At 64.0% G+C, this 25791-nt stretch carries 24 protein-coding genes; 14 read left to right on the plus strand and 10 right to left on the minus strand.

The features are described from left to right. Positions 1 to 404: 404 nt before the first annotated feature. Positions 405 to 1121, minus strand: a complete 717-nt coding sequence (locus JJE66_RS16625) for a DUF599 domain-containing protein (protein WP_200515409.1) — start codon at positions 1119 to 1121, stop codon at positions 405 to 407. A gap of 125 nt (positions 1122 to 1246) precedes the next feature. On the opposite strand from JJE66_RS16625, the gene JJE66_RS16630 reads away from it, so the two are divergent. From JJE66_RS16630 to JJE66_RS16650, 5 genes are all read left to right on the plus strand, one after another. Further along, a complete protein-coding gene (locus tag JJE66_RS16630; RefSeq protein ID WP_200515410.1) occupies positions 1247 to 1909 on the plus strand; it encodes a glutathione S-transferase family protein in 663 nt (220 codons plus the stop codon). Between the two features lie 84 nt (positions 1910 to 1993). After that, positions 1994 to 2362: a YidB family protein gene (locus tag JJE66_RS16635; protein WP_200515411.1), complete on the plus strand. Its 369-nt coding sequence runs from the start codon at positions 1994 to 1996 to the stop codon at positions 2360 to 2362. A gap of 186 nt (positions 2363 to 2548) precedes the next feature. Then, positions 2549 to 2752 carry a hypothetical protein gene (locus JJE66_RS16640; protein WP_200515412.1) on the plus strand — a complete coding sequence of 68 codons (204 nt, stop codon included), beginning with the start codon at positions 2549 to 2551 and terminating at the stop codon, positions 2750 to 2752. Positions 2753 to 2908: 156 nt separating this feature from the next. Then, positions 2909 to 3880: a hypothetical protein gene (locus tag JJE66_RS16645; RefSeq protein ID WP_200515413.1), complete on the plus strand. Its 972-nt coding sequence runs from the start codon at positions 2909 to 2911 to the stop codon at positions 3878 to 3880. Between the two features lie 42 nt (positions 3881 to 3922). Further along, positions 3923 to 4363, plus strand: coding sequence for a DUF1489 family protein (locus JJE66_RS16650; protein WP_200515414.1), 441 nt, complete (start codon positions 3923 to 3925; stop codon positions 4361 to 4363). On the opposite strand, the gene panC is transcribed toward JJE66_RS16650, so the two are convergent. Next, positions 4364 to 5215: a pantoate--beta-alanine ligase gene (panC, locus tag JJE66_RS16655; protein ID WP_200515415.1), complete on the minus strand. Its 852-nt coding sequence runs from the start codon at positions 5213 to 5215 to the stop codon at positions 4364 to 4366. Between the two features lie 272 nt (positions 5216 to 5487). Between panC and JJE66_RS16660 the strand changes: the two genes are divergently transcribed. The 4 genes from JJE66_RS16660 (at position 5488) to JJE66_RS16675 (ending at position 9424) form a co-directional block, all read left to right on the plus strand. Next, complete coding sequence (locus JJE66_RS16660; protein ID WP_200515416.1) at positions 5488 to 6411, plus strand: division plane positioning ATPase MipZ; 924 nt, start codon at positions 5488 to 5490, stop codon at positions 6409 to 6411. A gap of 335 nt (positions 6412 to 6746) precedes the next feature. Beyond that, complete coding sequence (locus JJE66_RS16665; RefSeq protein WP_200515417.1) at positions 6747 to 7607, plus strand: alpha/beta fold hydrolase; 861 nt, start codon at positions 6747 to 6749, stop codon at positions 7605 to 7607. 126 nt (positions 7608 to 7733) lie between these two features. Beyond that, complete coding sequence (locus tag JJE66_RS16670; protein WP_200515418.1) at positions 7734 to 8489, plus strand: VWA domain-containing protein; 756 nt, start codon at positions 7734 to 7736, stop codon at positions 8487 to 8489. A 209-nt stretch (positions 8490 to 8698) separates the two neighbouring features. Next, positions 8699 to 9424 (plus strand): DnaJ domain-containing protein, encoded by a 726-nt coding sequence (locus tag JJE66_RS16675; protein ID WP_200515419.1) that lies wholly within the window; start codon positions 8699 to 8701, stop codon positions 9422 to 9424. Positions 9425 to 9650: 226 nt separating this feature from the next. Here the strand turns inward: JJE66_RS16675 and JJE66_RS16680 are convergent, their stop codons facing one another. Next, positions 9651 to 11471, minus strand: coding sequence for a D-alanyl-D-alanine carboxypeptidase (locus JJE66_RS16680; RefSeq protein WP_200515420.1), 1821 nt, complete (start codon positions 11469 to 11471; stop codon positions 9651 to 9653). Positions 11472 to 11859: 388 nt separating this feature from the next. On the opposite strand from JJE66_RS16680, the gene JJE66_RS16685 reads away from it, so the two are divergent. Beyond that, positions 11860 to 12198, plus strand: coding sequence for a phasin family protein (locus JJE66_RS16685; protein WP_148754857.1), 339 nt, complete (start codon positions 11860 to 11862; stop codon positions 12196 to 12198). 67 nt (positions 12199 to 12265) lie between these two features. Here JJE66_RS16685 and JJE66_RS16690 read toward each other — a convergent pair whose 3' ends face one another. The 3 genes from JJE66_RS16690 to JJE66_RS16700 are packed head-to-tail and all read right to left on the minus strand — an operon-like array spanning position 12266 to position 14829. Next, complete coding sequence (locus JJE66_RS16690) at positions 12266 to 12859, minus strand: TadE/TadG family type IV pilus assembly protein (RefSeq protein ID WP_200515421.1); 594 nt, start codon at positions 12857 to 12859, stop codon at positions 12266 to 12268. Then, on the minus strand, positions 12856 to 13416 hold the full coding sequence (locus tag JJE66_RS16695) for a TadE/TadG family type IV pilus assembly protein (protein ID WP_200515422.1): 561 nt from the start codon (positions 13414 to 13416) through the stop codon (positions 12856 to 12858). Before JJE66_RS16695 ends, JJE66_RS16690 begins: the two co-directional genes overlap by 4 nt. A 9-nt stretch (positions 13417 to 13425) precedes the next feature. Further along, on the minus strand, positions 13426 to 14829 hold the full coding sequence (locus JJE66_RS16700) for a TadE/TadG family type IV pilus assembly protein (protein WP_200515423.1): 1404 nt from the start codon (positions 14827 to 14829) through the stop codon (positions 13426 to 13428). A 477-nt stretch (positions 14830 to 15306) separates the two neighbouring features. Between JJE66_RS16700 and clpS the strand changes: the two genes are divergently transcribed. Together clpS and clpA are read left to right on the plus strand one after the other, a co-directional pair. Then, positions 15307 to 15639, plus strand: coding sequence for an ATP-dependent Clp protease adapter ClpS (gene clpS / locus JJE66_RS16705; protein WP_027530069.1), 333 nt, complete (start codon positions 15307 to 15309; stop codon positions 15637 to 15639). 294 nt (positions 15640 to 15933) lie between these two features. After that, positions 15934 to 18336 (plus strand): ATP-dependent Clp protease ATP-binding subunit ClpA, encoded by a 2403-nt coding sequence (clpA, locus tag JJE66_RS16710; protein WP_200515424.1) that lies wholly within the window; start codon positions 15934 to 15936, stop codon positions 18334 to 18336. A gap of 78 nt (positions 18337 to 18414) precedes the next feature. Here the strand turns inward: clpA and JJE66_RS16715 are convergent, their stop codons facing one another. From JJE66_RS16715 to JJE66_RS16725, 3 genes are all read right to left on the minus strand, one after another. After that, positions 18415 to 19836, minus strand: coding sequence for an MFS transporter (locus JJE66_RS16715; RefSeq protein ID WP_200515425.1), 1422 nt, complete (start codon positions 19834 to 19836; stop codon positions 18415 to 18417). Positions 19837 to 20152: 316 nt separating this feature from the next. Then, on the minus strand, positions 20153 to 21178 hold the full coding sequence (locus tag JJE66_RS16720; protein WP_200515426.1) for an aldo/keto reductase: 1026 nt from the start codon (positions 21176 to 21178) through the stop codon (positions 20153 to 20155). Between the two features lie 162 nt (positions 21179 to 21340). After that, on the minus strand, positions 21341 to 22297 hold the full coding sequence (locus JJE66_RS16725) for a helix-turn-helix domain-containing protein (protein ID WP_200515427.1): 957 nt from the start codon (positions 22295 to 22297) through the stop codon (positions 21341 to 21343). A 197-nt stretch (positions 22298 to 22494) separates the two neighbouring features. Here JJE66_RS16725 and JJE66_RS16730 point away from each other — a divergent pair, with 197 nt between their 5' ends. Further along, complete coding sequence (locus tag JJE66_RS16730; RefSeq protein ID WP_200515428.1) at positions 22495 to 23511, plus strand: carbon-nitrogen hydrolase family protein; 1017 nt, start codon at positions 22495 to 22497, stop codon at positions 23509 to 23511. A 28-nt stretch (positions 23512 to 23539) separates the two neighbouring features. Then, on the plus strand, positions 23540 to 24580 hold the full coding sequence (locus JJE66_RS16735; RefSeq protein WP_200515429.1) for a phenylacetaldoxime dehydratase family protein: 1041 nt from the start codon (positions 23540 to 23542) through the stop codon (positions 24578 to 24580). On the opposite strand, the gene JJE66_RS16740 is transcribed toward JJE66_RS16735, so the two are convergent. Continuing rightward, positions 24577 to 25215, minus strand: coding sequence for an HAD family hydrolase (locus tag JJE66_RS16740; protein WP_200515430.1), 639 nt, complete (start codon positions 25213 to 25215; stop codon positions 24577 to 24579). The genes JJE66_RS16735 and JJE66_RS16740 overlap by 4 nt on opposite strands. Positions 25216 to 25791 lie beyond the last annotated feature (576 nt).

Below are 25791 nucleotides of genomic sequence, written 5' to 3' on the forward strand. Positions count from 1 at the left end.
CCGCGGGTGCCAGCCAGCACCCGGCCTTCCCTGCACCCTCTTGGTCAAGAGGGTGGAGAGATCAAGCAAAGCTCGGGCGAAATGCGTCGCGAGAATGCGAAGGTGTGTCCCCAAGTTGAGAAGCGATTTTGAGAATGGCGATAGTGCCCCTTGCTCCGTCATTGCGAGCGCAGCGAAGCAATCCAGACTGTCACGGCGGAGGGATTCTGGATTGCTTCGCTGCGCTTGCAATGACGACGTGGAGAGAACGCGCCTCAATCCTCGATGCGTGCCCCGGACGCAGCGCAGCGCTCCTTCAGCGGTGCGCTGCAGAGCCGGGGCCCATGTCTCCGAGCAATCTGTGTGGCGTGGGTCCCGGCTCTGCGCTGCAGCGCACGCTGCAGCGCGTCCGGGACACGAAAGTGTCAATGACCGCGCTTCTTCACCTCATCACCTCCAGCCACCTCCGGCGCCATCGCCTCCCACGCGCTCGACGCGAATTGCCGTCGCCAGGTCACGATCACCACCGCGGCCGTGGTCACGAACAGCACCCAGGGGCTGACGAACCAGCCGAGATAACCGAGCGCGAAGAAGAAGGCGCGCTGGCCGCGGTTGAAATGGCGGCCGGCGGATTCGAACACGCGCGTGGTGCGGATGACATGGGCCTCGGCCTGCGGCGTGTCACGCTGCACAGCCGGCGGCATGCCGCCATAGAGGATCGCGACATAGTTGAACAGGCGATAGGCCCAGGCGAATTTGAAGAAGGCGTAGACGCAGATCAGCACCAGGCCGACGCATTTCAGCTCCCACATTGCGGGCGAAGTGCTGAGGTCGATCGGCAGCTTGGCCAGAATGGTGATGGCGTCGTTGGTCGCATGCAGCAGCGCCAGCGCGCCGCCGAGTGCGAACAGGCTGGTGGAAGCAAAAAAGGCGGTGCCGTTCTGGAGCGAGGCCATGATCTGCATGTCGACCATGCGCGCCTCGCGGTCGAGCAGACGGCGCACCCAGACCTCGCGATAGCGGTTCATCCGCGCCGACAGGCTGTCCCGGCCATAGGCGGAATGCTCGAGCGTGGCGGCATAGACCAGCCATTCGATGATGAAGAAGCCGACGGCGGTGATGTCGACCCAATGCCTGCCCATGTCTCTCTCCTCGCAAGGATCGCGACGATTGCCACGCAGGTTGAGTTGCGGCAACGATTGATTGGCGGCAGGCAATGGCGTTAAAGACAGCCGCATCCAAGAGGACTTACGGAAGGACCAGTGACATGGCAGCGCTCAAGCTGGCGATCGGCAACAAGAACTACTCGTCTTGGTCGATGCGGCCCTGGCTCGCACTGCGCGCCAGCGACATCCCGTTCGTGGAGACCGTGATCCCGCTCTACACCGACAACCCCGCGGACAAGGAGCAGATTCTGTCCTTCAGTCGGGCCGGCAAGGTGCCGGTGCTGGTCGACGGCGACATCACGGTATGGGATTCGCTCAGCATCATCGAATACATCGCCGAGCGCTATCCTGAGAAGAAGCTGTGGCCCGACGACGTCGCCGGCCGCGCTTTTGCCCGTTCGGTGTGCGCCGAGATGCATTCCGGTTTCATGGCGCTGCGCAGCGAATGCGGCATGAACCTGCATCGGCCCGTGCGGGCAATCGCGCTGTCGGCGGATGCGCAGGCCAACGTCGCCCGCATCGAGGAGATCTGGCGGGCGTGCCGGACACGTTACGGCGCAGGCGGGCCGTTCCTGTTCGGCCGCTTCGGCGCGGCGGATGCGATGTATGCCCCGGTCGTCCACCGCTTCCGCACCTATGCGATCGAGGTCGGCCCCGAGGCCAAGGCGTACATGGAGACGATGATGGCGCTGCCGGCCTTCCAGGAATGGACCCGCGACGGGATCGCCGAAACGCTTGTCATCGAAAAGTTCGAGAACGTGTAGTCACGAATGTGATTGGGCGCTTGACGGCATGCCGGACGGCAGCGCTCAATTGCGGTTGAACGACGGCTCGGGAAGGGGACGACCATGGGAATTCTGGACTCGCTGGAAAACAACCCCGCACTGCGCAACGCGCTCGGCCAGCTCGGTGCTGCCGTCCTGCCCGCCGTGATGAACGAGGTGCTCGGCAGCAACAATCAGGGCGGTCTCAGCGCGATCGTGGCAAAGCTCCAGCAGGCGGGCCTCGGCGACCAGGTCAAATCCTGGCTCGGCAACGGCCAGAACATGCCGATCTCGGCCGACCAGCTCCGCGCGGTGCTCGGCAACGACACCGTCCGTCAGCTCGCCGCGCGCTACAACATTCCGGTCGACCAGCTGGGCGAGATCCTGGCCCAGGAGCTGCCCAAGGCGGTGGATCAGGCGAGCCCGGAGGGCCATCTGCCCCACGGCGCCTGAGGCCCGGTTCCAGCGGTATTAACGGAGGCCTTGTTCCCGTTATCGTCCTGAAAGGACTTCAAAATTGGCGCGTTTGCCATGCTCGCATGAGGCTGGCCAAAAACGCCGCATGCGTGCTATACAGCGGCTGGGTTTCCGGCCGGCCGCCGCAGTGGGACCATGTGCGAGGCAGGCGCTGTTTGAGTGATGGAGAGGGTGTTGAAGCACAAATTCCCCGTGGGATCGCGCGTATTGTTCACGGCCAGCAACGTCGCGCGCCCGGCTGCCAGCGGCGCCTATGAGATCATCCGCCTGCTGCCGACGGAGGGCGACGACTGCCAGTACCGGATCAAGAGCTCGACCGAGGCCTTCGAACGGGTCGCCAAGGAAAGCCAGCTCGCACTCTCCTGAGACGATGACGGCACTGCGCATTGACGTCGCCGGGGAACTCACTCTGCTCGCCGTCAAAAGGCCCGCTTCACCTCGAAAAGGTGGACGAGGGGCAGTTACCGACTCGCGGTGCTCGCCTGACCATTCGCTCTCGGCTCGCGTGAGGGGACATCGCGCATGAACTGGGCATGGGCCTCGTCGCTCGACCAAATCTGGCGTTCGCCGGCATTTCCGATGTGGATGACGCTGGCGGCTGCCGGCTTCTTCGGATTGATCATGTTGATCACGCTGCTGCGCGCCGAGAAATCGGTCGCCAATGGCGCGCTCACCGTCATCACGCTGCTCGCGATCGGCATCGCGGTGGCCGCCACCATGCGCGTCTACGGACCCGTGGGGCAGGCCGCCCCAAGTGAGGCGCGCGCTCAGGCGGTGGCAACCGCGAACCTGCCGGCGCTGTCCTGCCTCGACGATCTCGCCGGTGATGCGGTGCTGGTGGGTTGCGAGAAAGCGTTGTTTGGCTCACCGGATGCAGCGGCGGCCGCCGTCTCCTACACGGCGGCAAGGATCGACCGACTGATGGCGCTCGGAGACGCCGCTGCGGCCGAGAAGAGCCTGACGCCGGACATGAAGGTGCTGCGCAGGGCGCTGGAGCGCGATCGCTACGGCCTCGTTGCCCAGGTGCTGGTCGCGCGCGACGCCTGCACCCAGTTCGATTGCGCGGCCTTCCGCTCGCTGACCGATCAGCAGCAGGTCGCCGCCAATATGGACGCCCATCTCTACGACATGCTGGTCGCGCGCTATGCGCCGACCTGGAATGCACCGGCAGCGGGGCCGGCGATGCCGCCCTCAGGCGCGCTCGCAGGGCTGCCAACAACGATGCCGACGGGCAAGCCGACCAATGCGGACTTCCCGAGTGCGTCGTCAACGCCGCCGGTGAGCATCATGAATCCGGAGCCGCCGACGGCGGCCACGCGCCAGCCGCCAACCGCCAACGCGGCGCCAGCGCCTCGCGCGGCGGCTGCGACTTCCGCACAGGCCGCAGCGCCTGCGAAGAAGCCGCCCGCGCCGAAGGCTGCGCGCGCGCGGGCAGCGCCGGTTCCGCTGGCGCCGCCGCCGGCCTCGGCTCCCGCGGCTGCGGATAACAATTAGTTCGGCTTTGAAAACCTGCGGCCGGCCCGCTAATGCTGGGCCATGCCACTCCATCTGATCAAGCTTGCCGTCGGCTGCGACTCCGTCAAGGAATTGAAGGGGTGGATCGCCGAACGGATGCAGACCGCCAAGAAGAAGGGTCTGCCGCAACACCACATCCACGTCACCCGCATGGTGCCCAAGCGCGATGCTGAGATTCTGGCGGGCGGCTCGCTCTATTGGGTCATCAAGGGCGAGATCGCCGCGCGCGAGAAGATCATCGGCATCGAGCCGTTTCGCGACAAGGACGGCATCGGACGCTGCCGCATCGTCATGCAGCCGAAGGTGATCTCGGTGTCGCCGCGGCCGATGCGCCCGTTCCAGGGCTGGCGCTATCTCGCCGACGATTCCGTGCCGTCCGATCTCGGTAAATCCGCTGCGGGCACCATCGCCGCCATGCCGGAACCGATGCGCCGCGAGTTGCGCGATCTCGGACTGCTCTAGCTAAACCGCGATATTGTCGATCAGCCGGGTCGCGCCGAGCTTGGCCGCGACCAGGATCCGCAAAGGGCCATCCTTGCGCGAGGTGGCCGGCGCCAGCGTCTCGGCATGGCGGGCCTCGAAATAGTCGAGTGCAAAACCGGCCGCCTTGATCGTCTCGGCGCCGCGCGCCATCGCGGGCGCGATGGCTTCACCGGCCCGGATGCGTCCGGCACTGTCCTTCATGGCGCGGCAGAGCGTGGAGGCGGTCTGCCGCTCCTCGGGCGAGAGGTAGACGTTGCGCGAGGACATCGCAAGCCCGTCGCGCTCGCGCACTGTGCGGGATCCGATCACCTTCACGCCGAGGTCGAGGTCGCGCGCCATCTGCGTCACCACGCGCAATTGCTGAAAGTCCTTCTCGCCGAAGATCGCGACATCCGGCCGGCATTGCGTGAACAGCTTGCCGACGACGGTGGCGACGCCGCCAAAGAAGTGCGGCCGGAAGCGATCCTCGAGTCCAGCCAGCGCCGGCCCCTCCGGGACGATGCGGGTCGCAAAGCCTTCCGGATACATCGCTTCGACGCCGGGATGCCAGACGATCTCGACATCCTCGGCTGCGAGCTTGGCGATGTCGGCCTTCCAGGTACGCGGATAGGCGCCGAAATCCTCGGTCGGGGCGAACTGAGTTGGATTGACGAAGATCGAGACCACGACGCGGTTTGCACGCCGTTTGGCCAGGCGGACCAGCGACACATGTCCGTCATGGAGTGCCCCCATGGTCGGCACCAGCGCGACCGTGGCCTTTCGCTTGCGAAGGTTGTCGACGGCGCGTCGCAGGGCGGGCACCGTGCGGGTGATCAAGGGGCTTCGTGACATCAGGACTCGGCAAGGTTGGGGGAGGGCGCGGCCTGCCGCGCAGCCGACTAACCTTAACAAGCGGCGGTCGTGGACGCCATGCATCGACATGCGGCACAGCATCTCCCGCGGTGAGGATGTCGTGCCATTGTGGGTTGGATCACAGACGCGACACCACGACACGATTCATGATGAAGACCAGCGCACTGTGATTTCGTCATCCTGTCACGCATTTCACTTGACCGCAGACGCAGCCAACTCGAAGATATTGTTCAGGGGTGTTGAGGATCGCCATGCTTGTGCAGGCTAGCCAAAGCCAATCCGGCTCGGCGCACGTCGTTGTGCTCGGCAATGAGAAGGGCGGCTCCGGCAAATCGACCACCGCCCTGCACATCGCGGTTGCGCTCCTGAAGGCCGGCCAGCGCGTCGCCACCATCGACCTCGACTGCCGCCAGCAAAGCTTCACTCACTACATCAATAACCGTTCCGCCTGGGCGCGGCGCACCAAGCTCGACCTCGAGCTGCCGACGCATCGCTGCATCAAGCTCGGCGAGACCATGCAGGTCGCCGAGAACGAGAATTCCGAGTTCCTTCAATTCATGGAGGCGGTCTCGGCGGTCGAGAGCAGTTTCGACTTCATCGTCATCGATACGCCCGGCACCGACAGCTATCTGATGCGGCTCGCCCATTCGATGGCCGATACGCTGGTCACGCCGATCAACGACAGCTTTCTCGATTTCGACGTGCTCGGCACCGTCGATCCCGCCAACTACGCGGTAACAGGGGAAAGCCATTACGCCGAGATGGTGCGCGACGTCAGGCGCAAGCGCCGCCAGCTCGACGGCTCGTCGACCGACTGGATCGTGGTGCGGAACCGTCTGTCGATGCTCGGCTCCCGCAACAAGCAGCTCGTTGCCGACAGCCTGAAGGATTTGTCGCTGCGGCTCGGCTTCCGCTACGTCGACGGTTTCGCCGAGCGCGTCGTCTATCGTGAATTCTTCCCGCGTGGCCTGACCGCGCTGGACGAGATCGACGAGGCCACGCTCGGCATGCGGCCGAATCTCGGCCATCTCACTGCGCGGGAAGAGGTCACGAGCCTGCTGCGCCAGCTCAAGCTGCCGCTCGACGAACGTGGCCGCCGACGTGCGGCAAATCGCGCCGAGTGGTTCAGCCAGGTGGACAAGCCGCTCGAGGTTCACGATATCCTCGGCGCCTGATCCAGGCGGTATATCGCTACTTCCAGTCGATCAAGTCCGCCGGTTCCCGCCGGAACCGAGCCCATGCGAAGCTATTTTCATTCAATGTTTACCGCGAAATTGAACCCGGGTTGCGTCAGACGGTCATCTGCATCCGGACGTAGCGGTATCAGAACAGGGGTGTCCACCAAACGTGTGCGTCGCACAATGAAAGGGCTGCCAGATCACAATATTTAGCCTTCCTGTCACGCCGCTGTGACATATATTAGGGAATAGGCGACGAGGGGCCAAAGAGCCCCCGAACAACACGATTTTCAACAGGGATCAGGTCGGAAGGCCTGAGGCTGAGGACGAAAATGAAGCGTGGAATTGCCGTTCTGATTTGTGTCAGTGCCCTCTGCGGCGTCGCCTATTTCACGGCGAGCAAGTGGGCCATCAAGCACGAGACCATCACCTTCTACGATCCTTCGCGCGACAATCGTCCCGTGCCTGTCGACATCGCGATCCGTCGCGACAAGGAAATGCAGGCCAATGCCGGCATGATCACGTTGCCGGTTGCCGTGATCAATCACGGTAACACCGTCAAGAACACCGAGTACGGCTTCCTCGCCAACGTCTTTGCCGCGCGCGGCTATCTCGTCGTCAGCCCGCAGCATGATTTGCCGACCGATCCGCCGATGGTGACCAAGCCCGGCGAGCTCTATGTCGGCCGCCTGCCGCAGATCCTGCGCGGCGTTGCCAATATCCATCTGGCGATGCAGGAAATGAAGAAGGTTCAGCCCAACGCGGACTACAGCCGGGTCACGATGGTCGGCCACTCCATGGGCGGCGACATCACGATGTATTTCGCCAAGCAGTATCCGGATGAGGTCAAGAAGGTCGTGACGTTGGACAATCTCCGCGTGCCTTTCGTGACCGCCGGCAAGTTCAAGATCCTTTCGTTCCGTTCCCATGATCCGCAGTTCAAGACTGATCCGGGCGTGATCCCGACCGACGAGGAGTGCGAGAAGGCCGGTATTCAGGTTGTGAAGACGGACTTCCAGCACAACGACATGCGCGACACCGGTCCGGATGACGCCAAGAACTCGATCCAGGGCATGCTCGATCAATTCCTGAGCGACACCGACAGCGCGATCGCGCCGGTCGACACCACGTCGTCGCCGCCGAAGGTGCTCGAACCGGGTCCGGTCGCCCTGATGTCGCCAGCCAAGAGCTGACCCGTCCGACCAGCGTCGGAAACGCGTTTCAAAGCCTCCGTTGGCACCCGCCTGCGGAGGCTTTGCACATTGACCGGGCAGGGCACGCTATCCACATTGGTGGCCTGACTCCAAGCGTGACCACGGATGCCTGGCGACCCCATCAAACCGCGCAATAGCGATGCCGTGTCGGCGACAGCCGAAAGCGACGGCGTGTTGCCGCAGGCAAAGACCTCGACCTCGGAGGACGTCGCCGCCTTCGTCGCCAAGGCGCATGCACTGTCGCCGCATGCCCCCGGCGCGAAGGGCCGCCTGATCTTCGCGCTGGATGCGACGATGAGCCGGCAGCCGACCTGGGACATGGCCTGCGCGCTTCAGGCGGACATGTTCCGCGAGGCGGCGGTGCTCGGCAGCCTCGACATCCGGCTCGTCTACTATCGCGGCTACAACGAATGCCGCGCCACAGGGTGGATTTCCGACAGCAGCAAGCTTGCGACGCTGATGAGCAAGATCGATTGCCGCGGCGGCGATACTCAGATCGGCAGGGTGCTGACCGACGCGCGGTGCGAGGCGGTCGCATCGGGCGTGCGTGCGGTGGTGTTCGTCGGCGACGCCATGGAGGAGAAGGTCGACGCGCTCTGCGCCAAGGCCGGCGAGCTCGGCATGCTGAAGGTGCCGGTGTTCCTGTTTCAGGAAGGCCATGACGCGGTCGCCGAGCAGGCGTTTCGCGAGATCGCGCGTCTGACCGGTGGCGCCTGGTGCCGGTTCGATCCGGGCGCGGCGGTGCAGCTGCGCGAACTGTTGCGGGCGGCCGCGGCCTACGCCGCCGGTGGTCGTGAGGCGCTATTGAGATTGGCGAAGACCGCGAGCGGCGCGGCAAAGCTGATCGGACAGATGAAGTAGCAGGTCGGGCCGGTATGGCCGGCGTCGGAGGCGGCGCCGCCGGCGACGGCAATAGCAATCCATGCAGGATCAGGCGCAGCGTGCCGAGCGCGATCAATCCCGCCACGGGTGGGCGCTTATCGGCAAACGAACTTCTCGTGTCACGCTCCGATCGTGGACGCATGGAAGGACGTCATGCTTTTTGACAACAGGGCGACTATATTCAGGCCATGACTCTGATCGCCGGCGTTATCGCCGTTATCACACTCTACCTGCTGCTCCAGATGTTCCGCGCTGCGAATCCGGCCGTGCTGGCGCGCGCCATCAAGGTCGGCGGTGGAATGGTCGCGCTCGCCGTGGCGGCCTTCACTGGCTTGCGGGGCGAACTGGCTGTGGCGATCCCGCTCGGGATATTCGGTGCCGGACTGCTCGGTTGGGCGCCGCTGGCGAATGCGGGCTTCGGCAATATCGGCGGGCTATTCGGCGGCGGTGCGAGGCGTCCGTCCGGCCAGACCTCGCGCGTACGCTCGCAATTCCTGGACATGCGGCTCGATCACGAGTCCGGCCAGCTCTCGGGCCAGATCGTCGCGGGGCCTCACGCCGGGCGCAGTCTCGACGAGTTCGAACTTGCAAGTCTGCTGGCGATGGTTCCGGCGTTCGACGCCGAGAGCGTGGCCTTACTTGAAAGCTATCTGGACCGCCGGTTTCCCGCTTGGCGTCAGAACGCGCAGGGCGACGCGGCAGGGGGGCAGCGCCGCACGGCGGCGAGCGGCAAAATGACGGCGGAGGAGGCCTATCAGATCCTTGGCCTGCAGCCGGGGGCGGGGCGCGACGACATCGGCCGGGCGCACAAGTCCCTGATGAAGAAACTCCATCCCGACCAGGGGGGCTCGACGTATCTCGCTGCCCGGGTAAACGAGGCCAAGGATACTCTGCTTCGTACGCATAACGGCTAACTCCGGCACCACGCTACAAACGCCCGTACCGCGTGAGCTCCGCTTGCTCTGTCTGCCGTCGCCCCGATGCCCGCCATTGTCGGCGTGGTCGATCCCTTGAGCAAAGTTTTAACCGTAAATTCTTGACGAGAGGTTGTCGCGGAACAGCTTCCAGCGCCACCGCATCCCCAAAAACAAAAATGCCCGCGCAAGGGCGCGGGCATTTTGGTTGGACGGGTTAGAGAGATCAGTTGCGGACGGTCATGCAGGAGATGTCGGCGCGCTTCAGTGCCCGGCACACCGCTTCGGCCTGGTCGCGCTCGAGACCGGCAAAGCGGGCGCGGTAGAGCTTGCGATTGTCCCTAGCGACGACCGGCTCGGTGAAAGGATCAGCCTTGCTGAGGAGGCCGCGGGCCGAGCTGCGCGCGGCCTCAATGCGCTGCTGGGCCTCACCCTCGCTCTCAAGCGCGCCGACCTGGACGATCCAGCCGCTATGGGTGACGGCCGGCTTGATGGTGGCGCTCATCTGGATCGGCTGTGGCGCCGGATCGGCTGAGGCAAGCCTGGCGACAGGGGCGGGCGCCGGGACGGCGGCGGTGGTCGCCGGCAGCACGCCGAGGATGCCGTTACCGGTGCCGAAGCCCGACGGCTGCTGCGGCAGCTCGGTCCGGGCGACCTCGGCCCTGACGGACTCCGGCCTGTTAATGACATCGGCCCTGGCGACGACAGCGCGGGAGGTCTCCGCGACGTCGTTGCGGGACGAAATCGCGTTGGTGACCTGCGGCGCGACCTGGGCCGGGGCGGCGGACGCGACCTTGACCGCGCCGGCCTTGACCTGAACCGTCTTGACCCGGACCGGCTTCATCGGCTCGGACGAACCCGGGATGAGGGAAAGCGGCTGGCTCGAGATCACGCCATTGGTGAGCGGCGCGGGCTCGATCCTGGATTCCGTGGCCTTGGCCTCAGGCTTCGGTTGCGCCGGCGGCATGGCGGCGGTCGCAGCTGCGAGCGCCGACAGGCGCGAGACGAGACGCGGCGCGGCTGCCTCGGGCGCAGGAGCGGCTGCGACCTGAACCTGCGGAGCGGGGCGGGCAGGGGTATCCGAGGCATCGGCAATTTCGGTGCTGGCTTCAGCACTGTTGCGCTCGGTCACCGCCACGACTGTGTGGGTGGTTGCGCCCTTCTCGAGATTTTCCGCAAGCAGATTGCGCATGATGGCGTCGCGCGAACCGCTGCTGCGGCCGCCGAGCACCACGCCGATCAGATGGCGGTTGCCGCGGCGCATCGAGGTCACGAGGTTGAAGCCGGAGGCGCGGGTGTAGCCGGTCTTGATCCCGTCCACGCCCTCGACACTGCCGAGCAGGTGATTGTGGTTGCGGATCTGCTCGCCGCGCCAAGTGAACGAGGTCGTCGAGAAATAGCGATAGTAGCGCGGGAAGCGCTCCTGGATGGCGCGGCCGAGCGTGGCCTGATCGCGCGCGGTCGTCACCTGCTCGTCGTTGGGAAGGCCGTTGGCATTGCGGTAGACCGTCTTGGACATGCCGAGCGCGCGCGCCTTGCGCGTCATCATCGCGGCGAAATCCTCCTCGTCGCCGCCGATCGCTTCGGCGATCACAACAGCCGCGTCATTGGCGGAGCGGGTGACGAGACCCTTGATCGCGTCCTCGACGCGGATGGTCTGGCCGGCACGCAGGTTCAGCTTGGTCGGATCCTGATCGGCGGCGTGCTGGGACACCGGCATCTCGGTGTCGAGTTTCATCTTGCCGGACTCGAGGCGCTCGAACAGCAGATAGAGCGTCATGATCTTGGTGAGCGAAGCGGGATGACGAAGTCCGTCCGGGCTGGTCGACTGGAGCACTGCACCAGAATTGCCGTCGACGATGATCGACGCGAATTGCGGGCTGTAGCTCTCGGAAACATCGCGATGCACCCGGTGGTGCGCATAGTGGCGCCGATAGCGTCGAGCGTCGGCAGCGTCGGTTGTGAAGATGACGGCTGTAGTGACCGTGAGAAGCCCGAAAATGCCAACCCGCGCCCAGCGCGAGGAAGACCAGTTGTTACGAAGCATGGAACCCCGTCCCCGTTTGTGACTTGATCACCGGCTCGTGAGGCGAAATTGTGCCCTGCGGACCGGGATCATTACCTGCTCAGCCTGTCCCTCCGCTGATGCTCTCTTGCGGGGGACGTTGGGCCTGAGCCGCTATTCTGGCTAAGGTGATGTTCTCGAACGGCTTTTGGCCGTCTGCGGAAGGTGAACACGTCCAGGGAATCAGGGTAGGGCGCAGCGGTTTCCAAAAGCTTAAGGAACTCTTTGCGGGAAACCCCGGGAATCTCGGTAATTTACATTCATTTTTGTGCATCGCACAAGATTCTTGACTTTTTTGTGCGTTGCACTAATTCTGGGCAGAGTCAGGGAGCCGGGGCTTCCGGACACGAGCCAGGGAAAAGGATCCAGGATGTTCAAGGTTGAAGACTTTCAGAACTACGGGAAAGAGCATTTCGAGACGTGCGTTGCCTCCGCCACCTCGGTGCAGCACGGCCTCCAGGCGATCGCCAGCGCTTATGGCGACTACACCAAGAAGTCCTTCGAAGACACCAAGTCCTTCGTCGAGAAGCTCTCCGGCGTGAAGTCGCTGGACAAGGCGATGGAAGCCCAGACCGATTTCGCCCGCTCCGCCTACGAGACCTTCGTCGCGGAATCGCAGAAGATCGCCGGCCTCTACAGCGACCTCGCCAAGCAGGCGTTCAAGCCGGTCGAGACGGTTGTGTCGAAGTTCACCCCGGCCGCTCAATAATTCTCTGAACTTCTGGAATCAAAAAGCCCGGCTGAACCAGCCGGGCTTTTTTGCGAGCGGAGGCACGTCAAGAGGTTGGACATGAGGTTCCTGGGACGGGCGGCGTCGTCCCGCTTGTGATGGTCGGGACAAAGCTCGTTTGGCGCGGGTACAGATAGTAGCTGTCGCTGAGCGTAACGGTCCCGCTGATCGTGTAGCCGAGGTTAGGCGTATAGAAATACGTCGTCTCACCGAGAATAAGCCCAGTTGTGGTCGGCACCCCCGTCAGGGATGTCGGCAGGTTGACCGTTGTTCCCGTCGTTCTTGCCGTTCCGTTAAGCGACTGGCTCCAGATCACCTTGGCCGTGATGTTGTCGCCGGTCGGCTGCACCTCAGTGACCGTCACGACGGCCTTGGTGATGTCATAAGGTGAGAGGACTCTGGAAGAGGCGTTGAGAATGCCGGTGACGTCGCTGGTCGTCACACATTTGTTCTGCGACAGGATATCGGCGATGGTATGCACCGTCGCCGTGACCTTGACGTTGATCGAGAGCGCGTTGCCGAGCTCGACTCCGCCCATGCAAAGCAGCAGCATGAACGGCAGTACGATGGCAAGCTCGATGGCTGCCACGCCATTTTCGTCGGCTCGGAATTCCCTCAGGCGCATGGGCATGCGGGTCATTGATAGGGCTCGTTCTGGAAAGCGGCGGACGCTGTGATCTGGCGATTGCCATTGGGCAGGTTCGCAAGGGTAAAACCGAGCGGTCCCATGAAGACCGGCCATTGGTAGATCACCGCCAGGATGACCTTGTCGGAAGGACCGCCTGGGTTGTAGGGCCAGCTGTTGGCGACACTGCCGTCGGCATTGAAAGTCAATGTCGGTGCAGCCGCGCTCAACGCCGACCAATCGCTCCCGGACTGAACGCTGATCATCAGATTGTTGCAGTTGAAGATGATACGGACCTGCGAGCACACCAGGGTCGAAAATTGGGTCTGCGTCATGCCGGCCGACTGTGCCTGGCCGGTCATGATCTGTCGCGCCGACTGCTGCACGATCTGCTGAAGCAGCTGCTGGCCGAAGAAGACCAGGAAGATCTGGATGATTCCAACCAGCAACGCGATGAACACCGGCGCAACCAGCGCGAATTCGACAGCGTTCGCGCCGTCTTCGTCTTTGCGGAAAGTTGCGAACAGCCCGCGAAGGCGTCGCTTTCCGGATATGGCTCGCAACTCGGGCATGACGTTAGCTCAGTTCGTCAGGTGAGGGGCCGTTTCCACGACCAACAGGAACAGTTTCTTGAGTGCGTCGGTGATGTCGCCGCCCGATTGGACGTCATAGAACAAGCCGGGCGACGCGCAGGATTTCGCATTTTGCGCGATCTGTCCGGTCGACGACGAGGGATTGTTGAACGGCGCGATGTAGGAGGTGTACCAGCCGTTGCTTGTGAGCGGCAGGTACTCGGTATAGAGCACCGCGATGCGAATTCCCCGGTTCTTGATCGTCGTGCATATTGACGTATTGATCGGTTGCTGACACCGATACTTGGAGCCGTTGGCAAGCGGCGTTCCGCTGCAGGACGAGCTCAGCGACACCATCTTGTCGTCAACCCCGTCGGTGACGAGGAAGATCACTTCCTGAGGCGTATCCCCGGTCTGATTTGACCCTCCGCCGGGCAACGGCATGAGGGCGTTGACGCTCGTGAGCGCGTTTTCGATGTCGGTGCCGTAGTCGGTGGTGCAACTCCCCGAAACGACGCAGTTCTGATGGTCGACTTTGAGAAGCGAAATGTTGTTCGCGGCCGCGGTCGCGGCACTCGTCAGGTCGGCGGATGGCAGCCCCGACGGCGCATACACCGTGTTGAACCCGTAGTCGAATGAATAGATCGCAGCCTTGTAAGTGTTGTTCTGTGTCGCCTCGGTGGATTGCGCGGTCTTCATTAGACTTGCCGTCGCCTGGGCCACGAGGTCGATGCGCAGCGTGATGTTCTTGTTGCGTGCGATGGTGAGGTTGTCCACGGTCGAGGCGCTTGCACCGCTGTCGAGATTGGGATGCGCTTCATGGCAGGCGAACGCGCAGTTCGCGGAGCCGGAAGGTTGGTTTTTCGTGGCGGCGATCAAGTTGGTGATATCGTCCGATGTCGCTGCAATTCCCATTGATGGCGAGTCGTCGAGCAGCAAGTAGAAGTTGATGTTCGGCGCGCCGGAGGCGCTGGCCGTCGCTGCGCCCTTGATCGGCCACACGGGAGCGCCGAGCAGGGTCGGGAAGGCGTTGCTGGAGTTCGCTGTGTAACTAACGGTCGCACTGCGCACCAAGCCGATGTTGCCGACGTTGACGGTCAGGACGGGCGCCCCAGTCAGGCCGCCGGCGATTGCATTCGCTGTTGCATTGAAGATATTCGTGGCGGTCGTCTGTGCGACCGTTGTGCTTTGGGCCATCATCGATGGTGTCACGGCCGCGATTGCGGCGGCATCAGCTGCGGCGTCCAGTTGCGATTGCCGGCGTTGCGCCTGAGTGTAATCGAGGGTCATGCCCAGCAAATAGATGGTCGGGAACAGCAAGATCGCAAAGATGACGGCGACGTTGCCTTGCTCGCCGGCGGCAAAGCGAGCGAGGTATCGAAGAATGCACCGGGCGAGGGGCAGGCGAAACATGACATTCCCCGAAATCTCGAATTCTGCGCTATTTCAGGGCGCGTGATTGAAGACCAGGTAAACTCGACCGCAAAAAAACGGGGCTGGTGGCGCGCAAAAGGTCGCGCCGCTGCTGCCGAAGGGGTTCTGGTTAATACCGGTGAAACCCGGGGACGGATTGTTTTGTCAAATCGGTTCGGATTGATTAACCTTGTCCCGGATCGCCCGGATCGGGAATCGGGGCCGCTGCGGCCGCATCGGCTGGACCCTCCACGCTTGCGGCGAGCCGGGGGCGGGCCCATATTCCTTGCAACCGACCCGGCTTCGACCGGACCGGTTGGAAGCGGCGATCCGACAAGGCGGCGCGCCAGCGCCAGGCTCCCGGCTGCGGGGCCGTGCGGCGGGCCGTCACACGCTTCCGTGGGGAATTTGAACGCCTGAGCCATGCCGCAACTGACTTCCAGACTAGACCTGCCCGCTGCCGCCCACGCTCCTCGGATGAGCAACGACGAGAACCGTTCCGGTGGCCCGGCGGGTCCGAACACATCCGTCATCACCAAGGTCAAACCGAAGACCAAGCGGCCGAACCTGTATCGTGTGCTGATCCTGAACGACGATTACACGCCGATGGAGTTCGTCGTCCACGTGCTGGAGAAGTTCTTCCAGAAAGACGTCGAGGCCGCGACCAAGATCATGCTGCATGTCCACCATCACGGCATCGGCGAGTGCGGCGTGTTCACCTACGAGATTGCCGAGACGAAGGTGACACAGGTGATGGATTTCGCCCGCAAGCACCAGCACCCGCTGCAATGCGTGATGGAAAAGAAGTAACCGCGCGTTCAAATTCAGGTTTTTTTTAGAGTGGTTCTGTTCGTGCGGTGTGTGACGGCAGCACGTCCTGCCGCATGATCCGGCGGAGATCAGCGCCGGCGCCGATCCTGCCCAGATGGGTAGTTCTGCCCAAATCGGAACGGGTTTTGCATCGAATATACCGTGGGCGCGTAATGCCCATTGAGTCGCGGAACCGGTCTTTCGCCGCGATCTTGTATAACTATATGTGACAAAGGTTGTTGTTGCCTGACCGGGCGATGGCGATCATGATGGTGGGGGCCATAGAGGACGCGAATGCCGACTTTTTCTCAAAGCCTTGAACAATCCCTGCATCGTGCACTGGCGATCGCAAACGAGCGTCATCACCAATACGCGACGCTCGAGCATCTTCTGCTCTCCTTGATCGACGATTCCGACGCAGCCGCCGTCATGCGCGCCTGTAGCGTCGATCTCGACAAGCTCCGCACGAGCCTCGTCAATTATCTTGAGACCGAATTCGAAAATCTGGTGACGGACGGCGCAGATGATGCCAAGCCGACCGCCGGTTTCCAGCGCGTGATCCAGCGCGCGGTGATCCATGTGCAGTCCTCCGGTCGCGAAGAGGTGACCGGCGCCAATGTGCTGATCGCGATCTTCGCCGAGCGCGAGAGCCATGCCGCCTACTTCCTGCAAGAGCAGGACATGACGCGCTACGACGCCGTCAACTACATCAGCCACGGCATCGCCAAGCGGCCGGGCGTCTCCGAGGCGCGGCCGGTGCGCGGCGTGGACGAGGAGACCGAGACCAAGGGTAGCGAGGACGCCAAGAAGAAGGGCGAGGCGCTCGAGACCTATTGCGTCAACCTCAACAAGAAGGCGCGCGACGGCAAGATCGATCCGGTGATCGGACGCAATTCCGAGATCAATCGCGCGATCCAGGTCCTGTGCCGCCGGCAGAAGAACAACCCGCTATTCGTGGGCGAGGCCGGCGTCGGCAAGACCGCGATCGCCGAAGGCCTTGCTAAGCGCATCGTCGACAGCGAGGTGCCGGAGGTTCTGGCGGCTGCGACCGTGTTCTCGCTCGACATGGGCACGCTGCTCGCGGGCACGCGCTATCGCGGCGACTTCGAGGAGCGCCTGAAGCAGGTGCTCAAGGAGCTCGAGGCGCATCCGAACGCCATCCTGTTCATCGACGAGATTCACACCGTGATCGGCGCGGGTGCAACGTCGGGTGGGGCGATGGATGCCTCGAACCTGCTCAAGCCTGCGCTCGCCTCGGGCACCATCCGCTGCATGGGCTCGACGACCTACAAGGAATACCGCCAGCACTTCGAGAAGGACCGCGCGCTGGTGCGGCGGTTCCAGAAGATCGACATCAACGAGCCGACGGTCGAGGACGCGATCGCGATCCTCAAGGGCCTCAAGCCTTACTTCGAGGACTACCATCGGCTGAAATACACCAACGAGGCGATCGAGGCTGCGGTCCAGCTCTCCTCGCGCTACATCCATGACCGCAAGCTGCCCGACAAGGCGATCGACGTGATCGACGAGTCCGGCGCGGCGCAGATGCTAGTGGCTGAGAACAAGCGCAAGAAGACGATCGGCATCAAGGAGATCGAGACCACGATCGCCTCGATGGCGCGGATCCCGCCGAAGAGCGTGTCGAAGGACGATGCCGAGGTGCTCAAGCATCTCGAGCAGACCCTGAAGCGCACCGTGTTCGGCCAGGACAAGGCGATCGAGTCGCTTGCCGCGTCGATCAAGCTGGCGCGAGCCGGCCTCCGCGAGCCGGAGAAGCCGATCGGCTGCTATTTGTTCTCGGGTCCGACCGGCGTCGGCAAGACCGAGGTCGCAAAGCAGCTCGCGGCGTCGCTTGGCGTCGAATTGCTGCGGTTCGACATGTCCGAATACATGGAGCGACACACCGTGTCGCGCCTGATCGGCGCGCCTCCCGGCTATGTCGGCTTCGACCAGGGCGGCCTGCTCACTGATGGCGTCGATCAGCATCCGCATTGCGTGGTGTTGCTCGACGAAATCGAGAAGGCGCATCCCGACCTCTACAATGTGCTGCTCCAGATCATGGATCACGGCCGGCTCACCGACCACAACGGCAAGCAGGTCAACTTCCGCAACGTGATCCTGATCATGACCACGAATGCGGGTGCTTCGGATCTCGCCAAGCAGGCGTTCGGCTTCACGCGCTCGAAGCGGGAAGGCGACGACCACGAGGCGATCAACCGGCAGTTCGCGCCGGAGTTCCGCAACCGCCTCGATGCCATCGTCTCGTTCGGCCACCTCAGCGTCGAGGTGATCGGCACGGTGGTGGAGAAGTTCGTGCTTCAGCTCGAAGCGCAGCTCGGCGACCGCGACGTCACCATCGAGCTGTCCGAGCCCGCCAAGGCCTGGCTGGTCCAGCACGGCTATGACGAGCAGATGGGTGCGCGGCCGATGGCCCGCGTCATCCAGGAGCACATCAAGAAGCCGCTGGCCGACGAGGTGCTGTTCGGCAAGCTCAAGGGCGGCGGCCACGTCCGTGTCGTCCTGGTCAAGGACGAGGCCGACGAGACCAAGGAAAAGATCGGCTTCGAGTTCGTCGAAGGTCCGGTCACGCCGAAGCAGGAAAAGCTGCCCGGCGCCCGCAAGCGCCCGCCGGGCAAGTCCAACAAGCCAGGCGGCCCGAAGGGACCGGCCTCCAAGGGCCCGCTGGTCAAGGCTTGATCGCTGGAACATGAATCAAAAAGGCCGGCTGAAGAGCCGGCCTTTTTCTTTGCGTGCGTCACGCCTTGCCAGACGGCATCATTCGCCGCGCAGGCGCTGGTCGTCCTGCACGCGGACATGCTCGGCGCCGCGCGCACCCGCGGGCGACAGTCGCAGCATGCTCAGCATCGCGCCGCAGAGCGCGAAGCCCACCCCGGTGAGGAGTGCGATTCGGGTTCCATCGATTGGATAGCGGCCAAGGAACAGCGCGACCAGTGCAGCTCCCGTGGTTTGGCCGAGCAGCCGCGCAGTACCCAGCATGCCGCTGGCGCCGCCGGAGCGTTCGCGAGGGGCGGCCGCGATCATGGTGCGGTTGTTGGGCGTCTGGAACAGGCCGAAGCCGGCGCCGGCCAGCGCCATCCGCCAGACGATGTCGAGCGGCGTCGGAGCGTCGGACAGGAAGGCGAGCGCGCCGAGACCGCAGGCGAACAACGCGAGCCCGATGCCGCCGAGCAGGCCGGCCGGATAATGCTCGACCAGGCGGCCGGCGAGGGGGGCTGCGAAGGCCACCGCGATCGGCCACGGCGTGATCAGGAGGCCCATATGCACGGCCGAATAGCCGAAGCGGCTCTGGAGGTAGAACGGGATTGCGACGAAGGCCAGCATCTGCCCGCAGAACGAGGCGATCGAGGTCGCGATCGACAGCCCGAACACCGGGATGCGCAACAGGTCGATCGGCAGTAACGGCGAGCTCATGTGGGTCTCGCGGTAGACCAGCAGCGCGCCGGCGATAATGGCGATCGCGAACTGGACGAGGCATGTCAGCGTTGCCTCGCCGTGACCGACGCTGTCGATCGCGGCGATGCCGACGCCGAAGGTCATCGCGGAGAGACCCGCGCTCTGCCAGTCGAAGGAATGGCTGGCGGGGCTCGTATGCGGCAGGCTGCGCCAGCCGAGCGCCAGCGTCACCACGCCGAGCGGGACGTTGATGGCGAACAGCCACGGCCAGCTGCCGACCGCGAGGATGCCGGCGGCGAGCGTCGGGCCGACGGCGGCAGAGAAGGCGACGACGAGCGCGTTGAGCCCGATGCCGCGGCCGAGCAGGCTGCGCGGATAGGTGAACCGCACCAGCGCCGAGTTGACGCTCATGATGCCGGCCGCGCCAAAGCCCTGGATGATGCGCGCGATCGTGAGCAGCGGCAGTGTATGCGCCAGTGCGCAGAATGCGGATGCGAGCGTGAACAGCACGAGCCCGACCAGGTAGACGCGGCGATAGCCGACGATCTCGCCGAGCGACGCCAGCGGCAGCAGCGAGATCGTGATCGCGAGCTGGTACCCGTTGACGATCCAGATCGAGAAGGCCGGGCTGGCGTTCAGATCGGCTGCGATCGTCGGCAGCGCGACATTAGCAATGGCGCTGTCGACCACGGCCATGATGATGCCGAGCGCAATGGTCAGGACCGCCTGGTTGCGCTGGGGCTGCGGCAGGCCGTCGGCATGCTCGAACGGGACAGAGGACATGGGGGAGGCGCGCTTGATTCGAGCCGTGGCTGATCTCCGGATTAGGAAATTGCGAGATGCATCGCAACCCGGTACGACACGGGCGGTTCCTGTCCCGGGAGCGGGTCTCCCGGCGCTGTGGGCATGGGTTGGGGCGACTCCAACAAGAAACGCGAAAACAACCCCATGCACAGTAGAAACGACTGGCAAATCTTGAATTCGGGAACGCAGAAATATTGATTGACCCGTCCGGGCAAAACAGCGGCAGAATGGCATGGTGGTGATGGTGCGGGTGAGCGTCGGCCAATTTCGTGCTAATCCCCGCGGAGCGGCGCGCTCACACCGCCGGCGGATTGCGGTCGCTGAAAGTCGTGCGCTGGTGCCAGTACGGATAGGGCAGCGTCACCTTGCTCGCGGCATCGAGCCTTGCGACCTGATCCTTGGTCAGGGACCAGCCGACCGCGCCGAGGTTTTCGCGCAACTGCGTCTCGTTGCGCGCGCCGACGATCAGCGTTGAGACTGTCGGGCGCTGGAGCAGCCAGTTCAGTGCGATCTGGGAGACACTCTTGCCCGTCTCCTTGGCGACCTCGTCGATCGCCTCGACGACGCGATAGAGGTGCTCGTCGGGCACGGGCGGGCCGAAATCGGCGGTCTTGGGCAGGCGGCTGACCTCGGGCTTCGGCTGACCGCGACGGATCTTTCCGGTGAGACGGCCCCAGCCGAGCGGCGACCAGACCACCGCGCCGAGCCCCTGGTCGAGGCCGAGCGGCATCAGCTCCCATTCATAGTCGCGTCCGATCAACGAATAGTAGGTCTGGTTGGCGACGTAACGCGGGAAGCCGTGCTTGTCGGCGACGCCAAGCGACTTCATCAGATGCCAGCCCGAAAAGTTCGAGACGCCGACATAGCGGATCTTGCCGGCACGCACGAGCATGTCGAGCGTCGAGAGCACCTCCTCGGGCGGGGTGAAGGCATCGAAGCCATGGAGCTGGAACAGGTCGATATAGTCGGTGCCAAGCCGGCTCAGCGAGCTGTCGATGGCTGCCAGCAAATGCTGCCGCGACGAGCCGACGTCGTTAGGGCCGTCTCCGAAGCGGAACGTCGCCTTGGTCGAGACCAGCACCTTCTCGCGGCGGCCCTTGATGGCTTCACCGAGAACCCGTTCGGATTCACCGAGCGAATAGACATCGGCGGTGTCGAACATCGACACGCCGGCCTCCAGGCAAATGTCCAGAAGGCGGCGCGCCTCGGTCGCGTCCGTCGTCCCCCATGCCGCGAGGCGGCCGACGCCGCCGAACGTCCCGGTGCCAAGACTCAAAGCGGGCACCATGAGGCCGGACCGGCCCAAGCGACGGTATTCCATCGATCTGCTCCTGGCGGCCGGCTGATTGATCCCCGCGGTCTTGCTGCTGAAGCTAGCCCAAACATGCTTCGCGCACCATTGCGCGAGCACATGGCGGCTCTGCTCTGCAACGTGCTGGTCAGAGGCGGACGCGCCCGCTCTGAAATCGCGCTATCCCCAGCGTCAGTGCCGCAACTGGCTCTGTCGGTAATCGCGTGGCGACATCCCGAAATGCTCGCGGAAGACGCGGCCGAAATGCGAGAGGTCGTTGAAACCCCAGGCAAACGCAATCTCGCTGATGTGGCGATGGGCGAGCATGGGCGAGGCGAGGTCGCGCCTGCATTGGGCGAGGCGCTCGGCGAGCACATGGCGCTGGAACGAGGTGTCCTCGTCGGCGAGAAGATCGTTCACATAGCGCGGCGAGATGCCGAGCGTGGCCGCGGTTTCCGACAGCGAGAGGTCAGGATCGGCAAGGTGCGTCCGGATCTGCGCTTTCAACCGGTAGAGCAGGGCGGAGCGATAGGTCGAGGACGGCAGCGATGTCTTGCCGAGCCGTTCGCTCAGCGCCATCGCGAGCAGATCGATGGCCTGTTCCGACAACGCGGCGGCATTGTCCGGCGCGAGCCGATCTGCGCTCTGGCAGAGCCGGAAGATGAAATCATAGGCGAGCCGCTCGAGCGGCACATCGGCCCCGAACGAGATTGCAGTCAGCGTCTCGGTGCCGCCGAGCCGGCGCTGCAACATCTGGCGCGGGACCTTAAAGATCGTCTGCGTGAAGCTGTCATTGAATTTCAGCTCATAGGGGCGTGTGGTGTCGTAGAGCGCGAATTCGCCGGGATGGATCACGGTCTCGCGGCCGTCCTGCACCACGCCACCGGCGCCGCGATTGCCGAGCGCAATGAGGACGAAATCCTGATCCGAGCGCGCGATGCGCGAGGGCGTGCGGAACACATGCTGGCGGTCGGAGCTGACGTCGGAGCACACGGCCTTTCCGAGCGCGGCCTGCGTCACCGAGCCGTGGAAGGCGCTGCCGAGGTCGGACTTGCAGTCGAGCCCGACGAAGACGTCGCAGACGATATCCTGCCAGAGGGCCAGCCGCCGGTAGCCGGGGCTGTCGTCCGTCGTGAACTGGATTTGCATTGGCAGGCCTCCCTTTCACATCCCGCAAAACCGCATGGTGGCGCAGATCCAGCCGGAGCGCAGGCAAGTTCCGTACCGGGACGGCGATCCCTTCCAGTCGAGTTTTTGTTCCGCCGTGGTCGAGCGCCCGGCCGCCCGGCTTGGCCTAATAGACTGCATCGGACGTGGCTTCCGATCAACCGGCAATGGAGGCGGCAATGGGTATCGAACATCCGAAATACAAGGTCGCCGTGGTGCAGGCGGCACCTGCCTGGCTCGATCTCGACGCGTCCACCGACAAGTCGATCGCGCTGATCAAGGAGGCAGCGGAGAAGGGCGCCAAGCTGATTGCCTTTCCGGAAGCGTTCATCCCCGGCTACCCCTGGCACATCTGGATGGACTCGCCGGCCTGGGCGATCGGCCGCGGCTTCGTGCAGCGCTATTTCGACAATTCGCTGTCCTATGATAGCCCGCAGGCCGAGCGCCTGCGCGATGCTGTCCGCAAGGCCAAGCTGACGGCGGTGATCGGCCTGTCTGAGCGCGATGGCGGCAGTCTCTACCTCGCGCAATGGCTGATCGGACCCGACGGCGAGACCATCGCGAAGCGCCGCAAATTGCGGCCGACCCATGCCGAGCGCACCGTTTACGGTGAAGGTGACGGCAGCGATCTTGCCGTCCATGCTCGCGCCGACATCGGCCGCATCGGCGCGCTGTGCTGTTGGGAGCATCTCCAGCCGTTGTCGAAATACGCGATGTACGCCCAGAACGAGCAGGTCCATGTCGCGGCCTGGCCGAGCTTCTCGCTGTACGATCCCTTCGCGCCCGCCCTCGGCGCCGAGGTCAACAACGCCGCCTCGCGCGTCTATGCGGTGGAGGGCTCATGCTTCGTGCTCGCGCCTTGCGCGACGGTGTCGCAGGCGATGATCGACGAGCTCTGCGACCGGCCCGACAAAAATGCGCTGCTGCATGTGGGCGGCGGTTTTGCCGCGATCTACGGCCCCGACGGCAGCCAGATCGGCGACAAGCTCGCGCCGGACCAGGAGGGTCTGCTGATCGCCGAGATCGATCTCGGCGCCATCGGCGTCGCCAAGAACGCCGCCGACCCCGCCGGGCATTATTCGCGGCCCGACGTCACACGGCTGCTGCTCAACAAGAAGCGATACCAGCGGGTCGAGCAGTTCGCGTTGCCGGCGGATACCGTCGAGCCCACGGACATTGCCGCAGCGGCGAGCTGATCACCGAAATCGAGGGGAGGGCACGATCATGGAATCCGCAATTCCTGCGCATCTCGAGACCGCGCGCACGCGCCACAAGCGGGTGCCGGACGACTATCAGCCGCCATATCCGTCTTTCGTGGCGCGCTACAAGCCCGCGGTCGCTCGTGTCGTGATGGCCTATTTCGGCGTGCAGTATCGTGGGCCGGCACCGGCGGTCGCGACGGAAGCGCTCGCTGAAATCGCCGGGCTATTCGGCGGCGAGGGTGGTCCCTCGCATTGGGACCGCGCTCACTACGTCGACCAGGCCGGCCATGCCAACATCGTTTCGGTCGCCTATTGGGACGACCTCGCGCGCTTCGATGCCTGGTTTGCTCCGGCACGCGAGGCGTGGACCGGAAAGCCGCGCGAGGGAATAGGCACCTTCATCGAGGTCCTGCGTCCCACGGTCGCCCGGCACGAGACGCTGTTCTCCTCGCTCGGCAGGCCCGAAGGGGTCGCGGCGATCGCCGACGGCATGAGCGGCGAGGTGCAGGAGCACGCTTATTGGGGCGGCATGCGCGATCGCATGCCGCTGTCGCAGACCGATCCGATGTCGCCGGACGGCAATCCCGAGCTGATCCGCGACGGGGCACGGCTGCGCGTGAAAGCGCACGACAATCTCTGCCTGATCCGCTCCGGGCAGGACTGGAGCGATACCGAGTCGTCCGAGCGAAAGCTGTATCTCGACGACGTTGAACCGGTGCTGCGCGAGGGCATGGACTTTCTACGCGATGACGGACTTGCAATCGGTTGCTACGCCAACCGCTACATGCAGGTGCTCTCGGCTGACGGCGGCGTCAGCGAAAAGTCCTATGGCCAGAGCTGGTGGAAAAGTCTCGCCGCACTGGAGCGTTGGGCGGAATCGCATCCGACCCACGTGAAAATCTTCGGCGCGGCGATGAAATATCTCTCGACGCTCGGGCCGTCAGCGAAGCTGCGGCTCTATCACGAGGTCACGGTGGCCGCCGCCGACGAGCAGTTCTTTGAATATCTGAGCTGCCATCCGAAGACCGGCATGCTTGCCGCGGTCGAGACGGTCAGCGCTTAGACCATGCAATGGCCGAGCAGCTCGGGATGCGCGGTGCAGATGTGATGTGCGCCGGCGTCCCGCAGCTCCGCCTCGCTGCCATAGCCATAGAGCACGCCGATCGCGGTCATGCCGTTGGTCCGGGCTCCGACCACGTCATGGCTGCGGTCGCCGATCATGATGGCGCTGTTCGGATCGACCTTGGCCTCGTCGAGCGCGTAACGAAGCAGATCGCGCTTGTCGACGCGCGTGCCGTCGAGCTCGGAGCCGAACACGCGCTCGAAATACGGCTTCAGGCCAAAATGCTCGACGATGCGGCTGGCATAGACCGCGGGCTTGCTGGTCGCGACGAACATGCGCGGTGTCGTCGTGGCAAGCGTCGTTAGCGTGTCCATGATGCCGGCATAAGCCTCGTTCTCGAACAGGCCGATATCGCTGAAGCGCTCGCGGTAGAGCAGCAGCGCCCGGTCGGCGAGTTCGGTGCTTCCCGTGAGTTTTTGCAGGCTGGCATGCAGCGGCGGGCCGATGCACCAGGTCAGCTCATCCTCGCTCGGCACCGCGAGGCTCAGTTGCTCCAGGGCGTACTGGATCGAGCGGGTGATTCCGGGTTTCGGGTTGGTCAGTGTGCCGTCGAGATCGAAAAAGACTGTCGTCATCCTGGCCGCGCCTGGGTTGATGCTGCGCCCGTTGTTCGAGCGCAACATGAGGTAGACGAGGTGGCCCGCCGAGGCAACTCGTCGGCTCACGACAAATGGTCTGGCTAATCGCCGCATTGGTGCCGCGTAGCCTTTTTAAGGCTCGCTATTGGCGACCCTCAAGCGTAGGGTCGCGCCATCACCGCCCTTCCCATGGCATCCATCGGTGACTGAGGGTCACGAGTGCTCCCGCCGACTGAGCAGGAGCATGCATGCCCGGATTTCGCCTCGCCGACCGGATTGTGCTGCGGGTTCTTGTCGCGTTGGCGCTCGGCACATTGGCGCAAGGTGCTTTCGCCGGAGAACCTGACTGCCGCGCGATCCAAAGCACGAGCGGGCGTCTCGCCTGTTACGACGCGGCGTTTCCTCCGAAGGTGCTCAAGCCGGCTGCTCCGGAGAACGACGTGTCTCGCGGTGCCTACAAAGACCCATTCCTTGCGGAAGAGACCAGGACCTCAGCGAAGTTGAAGACTATCTGCCGCGGTTGTTGAGGTTTCATCCGCTTTTTCGGCCGGCTTGCGATCAAGAAGATATTTT

The sequence above is a fragment of the Bradyrhizobium diazoefficiens genome (genome assembly GCF_016612535.1).
Lineage (GTDB): Bacteria > Pseudomonadota > Alphaproteobacteria > Rhizobiales > Xanthobacteraceae > Bradyrhizobium > Bradyrhizobium diazoefficiens_C.

Bases quoted from the DNA above. Each gene is read 5' to 3' on its own strand.
- JJE66_RS16700 (WP_200515423.1), bottom strand. From the start codon at position 14,829: ATGTTTCGCCTGCCCCTCGCCCGGTGCATTCTTCGATACCTCGCTCGC.
- JJE66_RS16690 (WP_200515421.1), bottom strand. From the start codon at position 12,859: ATGACCCGCATGCCCATGCGCCTGAGGGAATTCCGAGCCGACGAAAAT.
- JJE66_RS16645 (WP_200515413.1), top strand. From the start codon at position 2,909: ATGAACTGGGCATGGGCCTCGTCGCTCGACCAAATCTGGCGTTCGCCG.
- JJE66_RS16635 (WP_200515411.1), top strand. From the start codon at position 1,994: ATGGGAATTCTGGACTCGCTGGAAAACAACCCCGCACTGCGCAACGCG.
- JJE66_RS16715 (WP_200515425.1), bottom strand. From the start codon at position 19,836: ATGTCCTCTGTCCCGTTCGAGCATGCCGACGGCCTGCCGCAGCCCCAG.
- JJE66_RS16650 (WP_200515414.1), top strand. From the start codon at position 3,923: ATGCCACTCCATCTGATCAAGCTTGCCGTCGGCTGCGACTCCGTCAAG.
- JJE66_RS16720 (WP_200515426.1), bottom strand. From the start codon at position 21,178: ATGGAATACCGTCGCTTGGGCCGGTCCGGCCTCATGGTGCCCGCTTTG.
- JJE66_RS16625 (WP_200515409.1), bottom strand. From the start codon at position 1,121: ATGGGCAGGCATTGGGTCGACATCACCGCCGTCGGCTTCTTCATCATC.
- panC (WP_200515415.1), bottom strand. From the start codon at position 5,215: ATGTCACGAAGCCCCTTGATCACCCGCACGGTGCCCGCCCTGCGACGC.
- JJE66_RS16675 (WP_200515419.1), top strand. From the start codon at position 8,699: ATGACTCTGATCGCCGGCGTTATCGCCGTTATCACACTCTACCTGCTG.
- clpA (WP_200515424.1), top strand. From the start codon at position 15,934: ATGCCGACTTTTTCTCAAAGCCTTGAACAATCCCTGCATCGTGCACTG.
- JJE66_RS16735 (WP_200515429.1), top strand. From the start codon at position 23,540: ATGGAATCCGCAATTCCTGCGCATCTCGAGACCGCGCGCACGCGCCAC.
- JJE66_RS16740 (WP_200515430.1), bottom strand. From the start codon at position 25,215: ATGACGACAGTCTTTTTCGATCTCGACGGCACACTGACCAACCCGAAA.
- clpS (WP_027530069.1), top strand. From the start codon at position 15,307: ATGAGCAACGACGAGAACCGTTCCGGTGGCCCGGCGGGTCCGAACACA.
- JJE66_RS16670 (WP_200515418.1), top strand. From the start codon at position 7,734: ATGCCTGGCGACCCCATCAAACCGCGCAATAGCGATGCCGTGTCGGCG.
- JJE66_RS16630 (WP_200515410.1), top strand. From the start codon at position 1,247: ATGGCAGCGCTCAAGCTGGCGATCGGCAACAAGAACTACTCGTCTTGG.
- JJE66_RS16660 (WP_200515416.1), top strand. From the start codon at position 5,488: ATGCTTGTGCAGGCTAGCCAAAGCCAATCCGGCTCGGCGCACGTCGTT.
- JJE66_RS16665 (WP_200515417.1), top strand. From the start codon at position 6,747: ATGAAGCGTGGAATTGCCGTTCTGATTTGTGTCAGTGCCCTCTGCGGC.
- JJE66_RS16680 (WP_200515420.1), bottom strand. From the start codon at position 11,471: ATGCTTCGTAACAACTGGTCTTCCTCGCGCTGGGCGCGGGTTGGCATT.
- JJE66_RS16730 (WP_200515428.1), top strand. From the start codon at position 22,495: ATGGGTATCGAACATCCGAAATACAAGGTCGCCGTGGTGCAGGCGGCA.
- JJE66_RS16685 (WP_148754857.1), top strand. From the start codon at position 11,860: ATGTTCAAGGTTGAAGACTTTCAGAACTACGGGAAAGAGCATTTCGAG.
- JJE66_RS16725 (WP_200515427.1), bottom strand. From the start codon at position 22,297: ATGCAAATCCAGTTCACGACGGACGACAGCCCCGGCTACCGGCGGCTG.
- JJE66_RS16695 (WP_200515422.1), bottom strand. From the start codon at position 13,416: ATGCCCGAGTTGCGAGCCATATCCGGAAAGCGACGCCTTCGCGGGCTG.
- JJE66_RS16640 (WP_200515412.1), top strand. From the start codon at position 2,549: ATGGAGAGGGTGTTGAAGCACAAATTCCCCGTGGGATCGCGCGTATTG.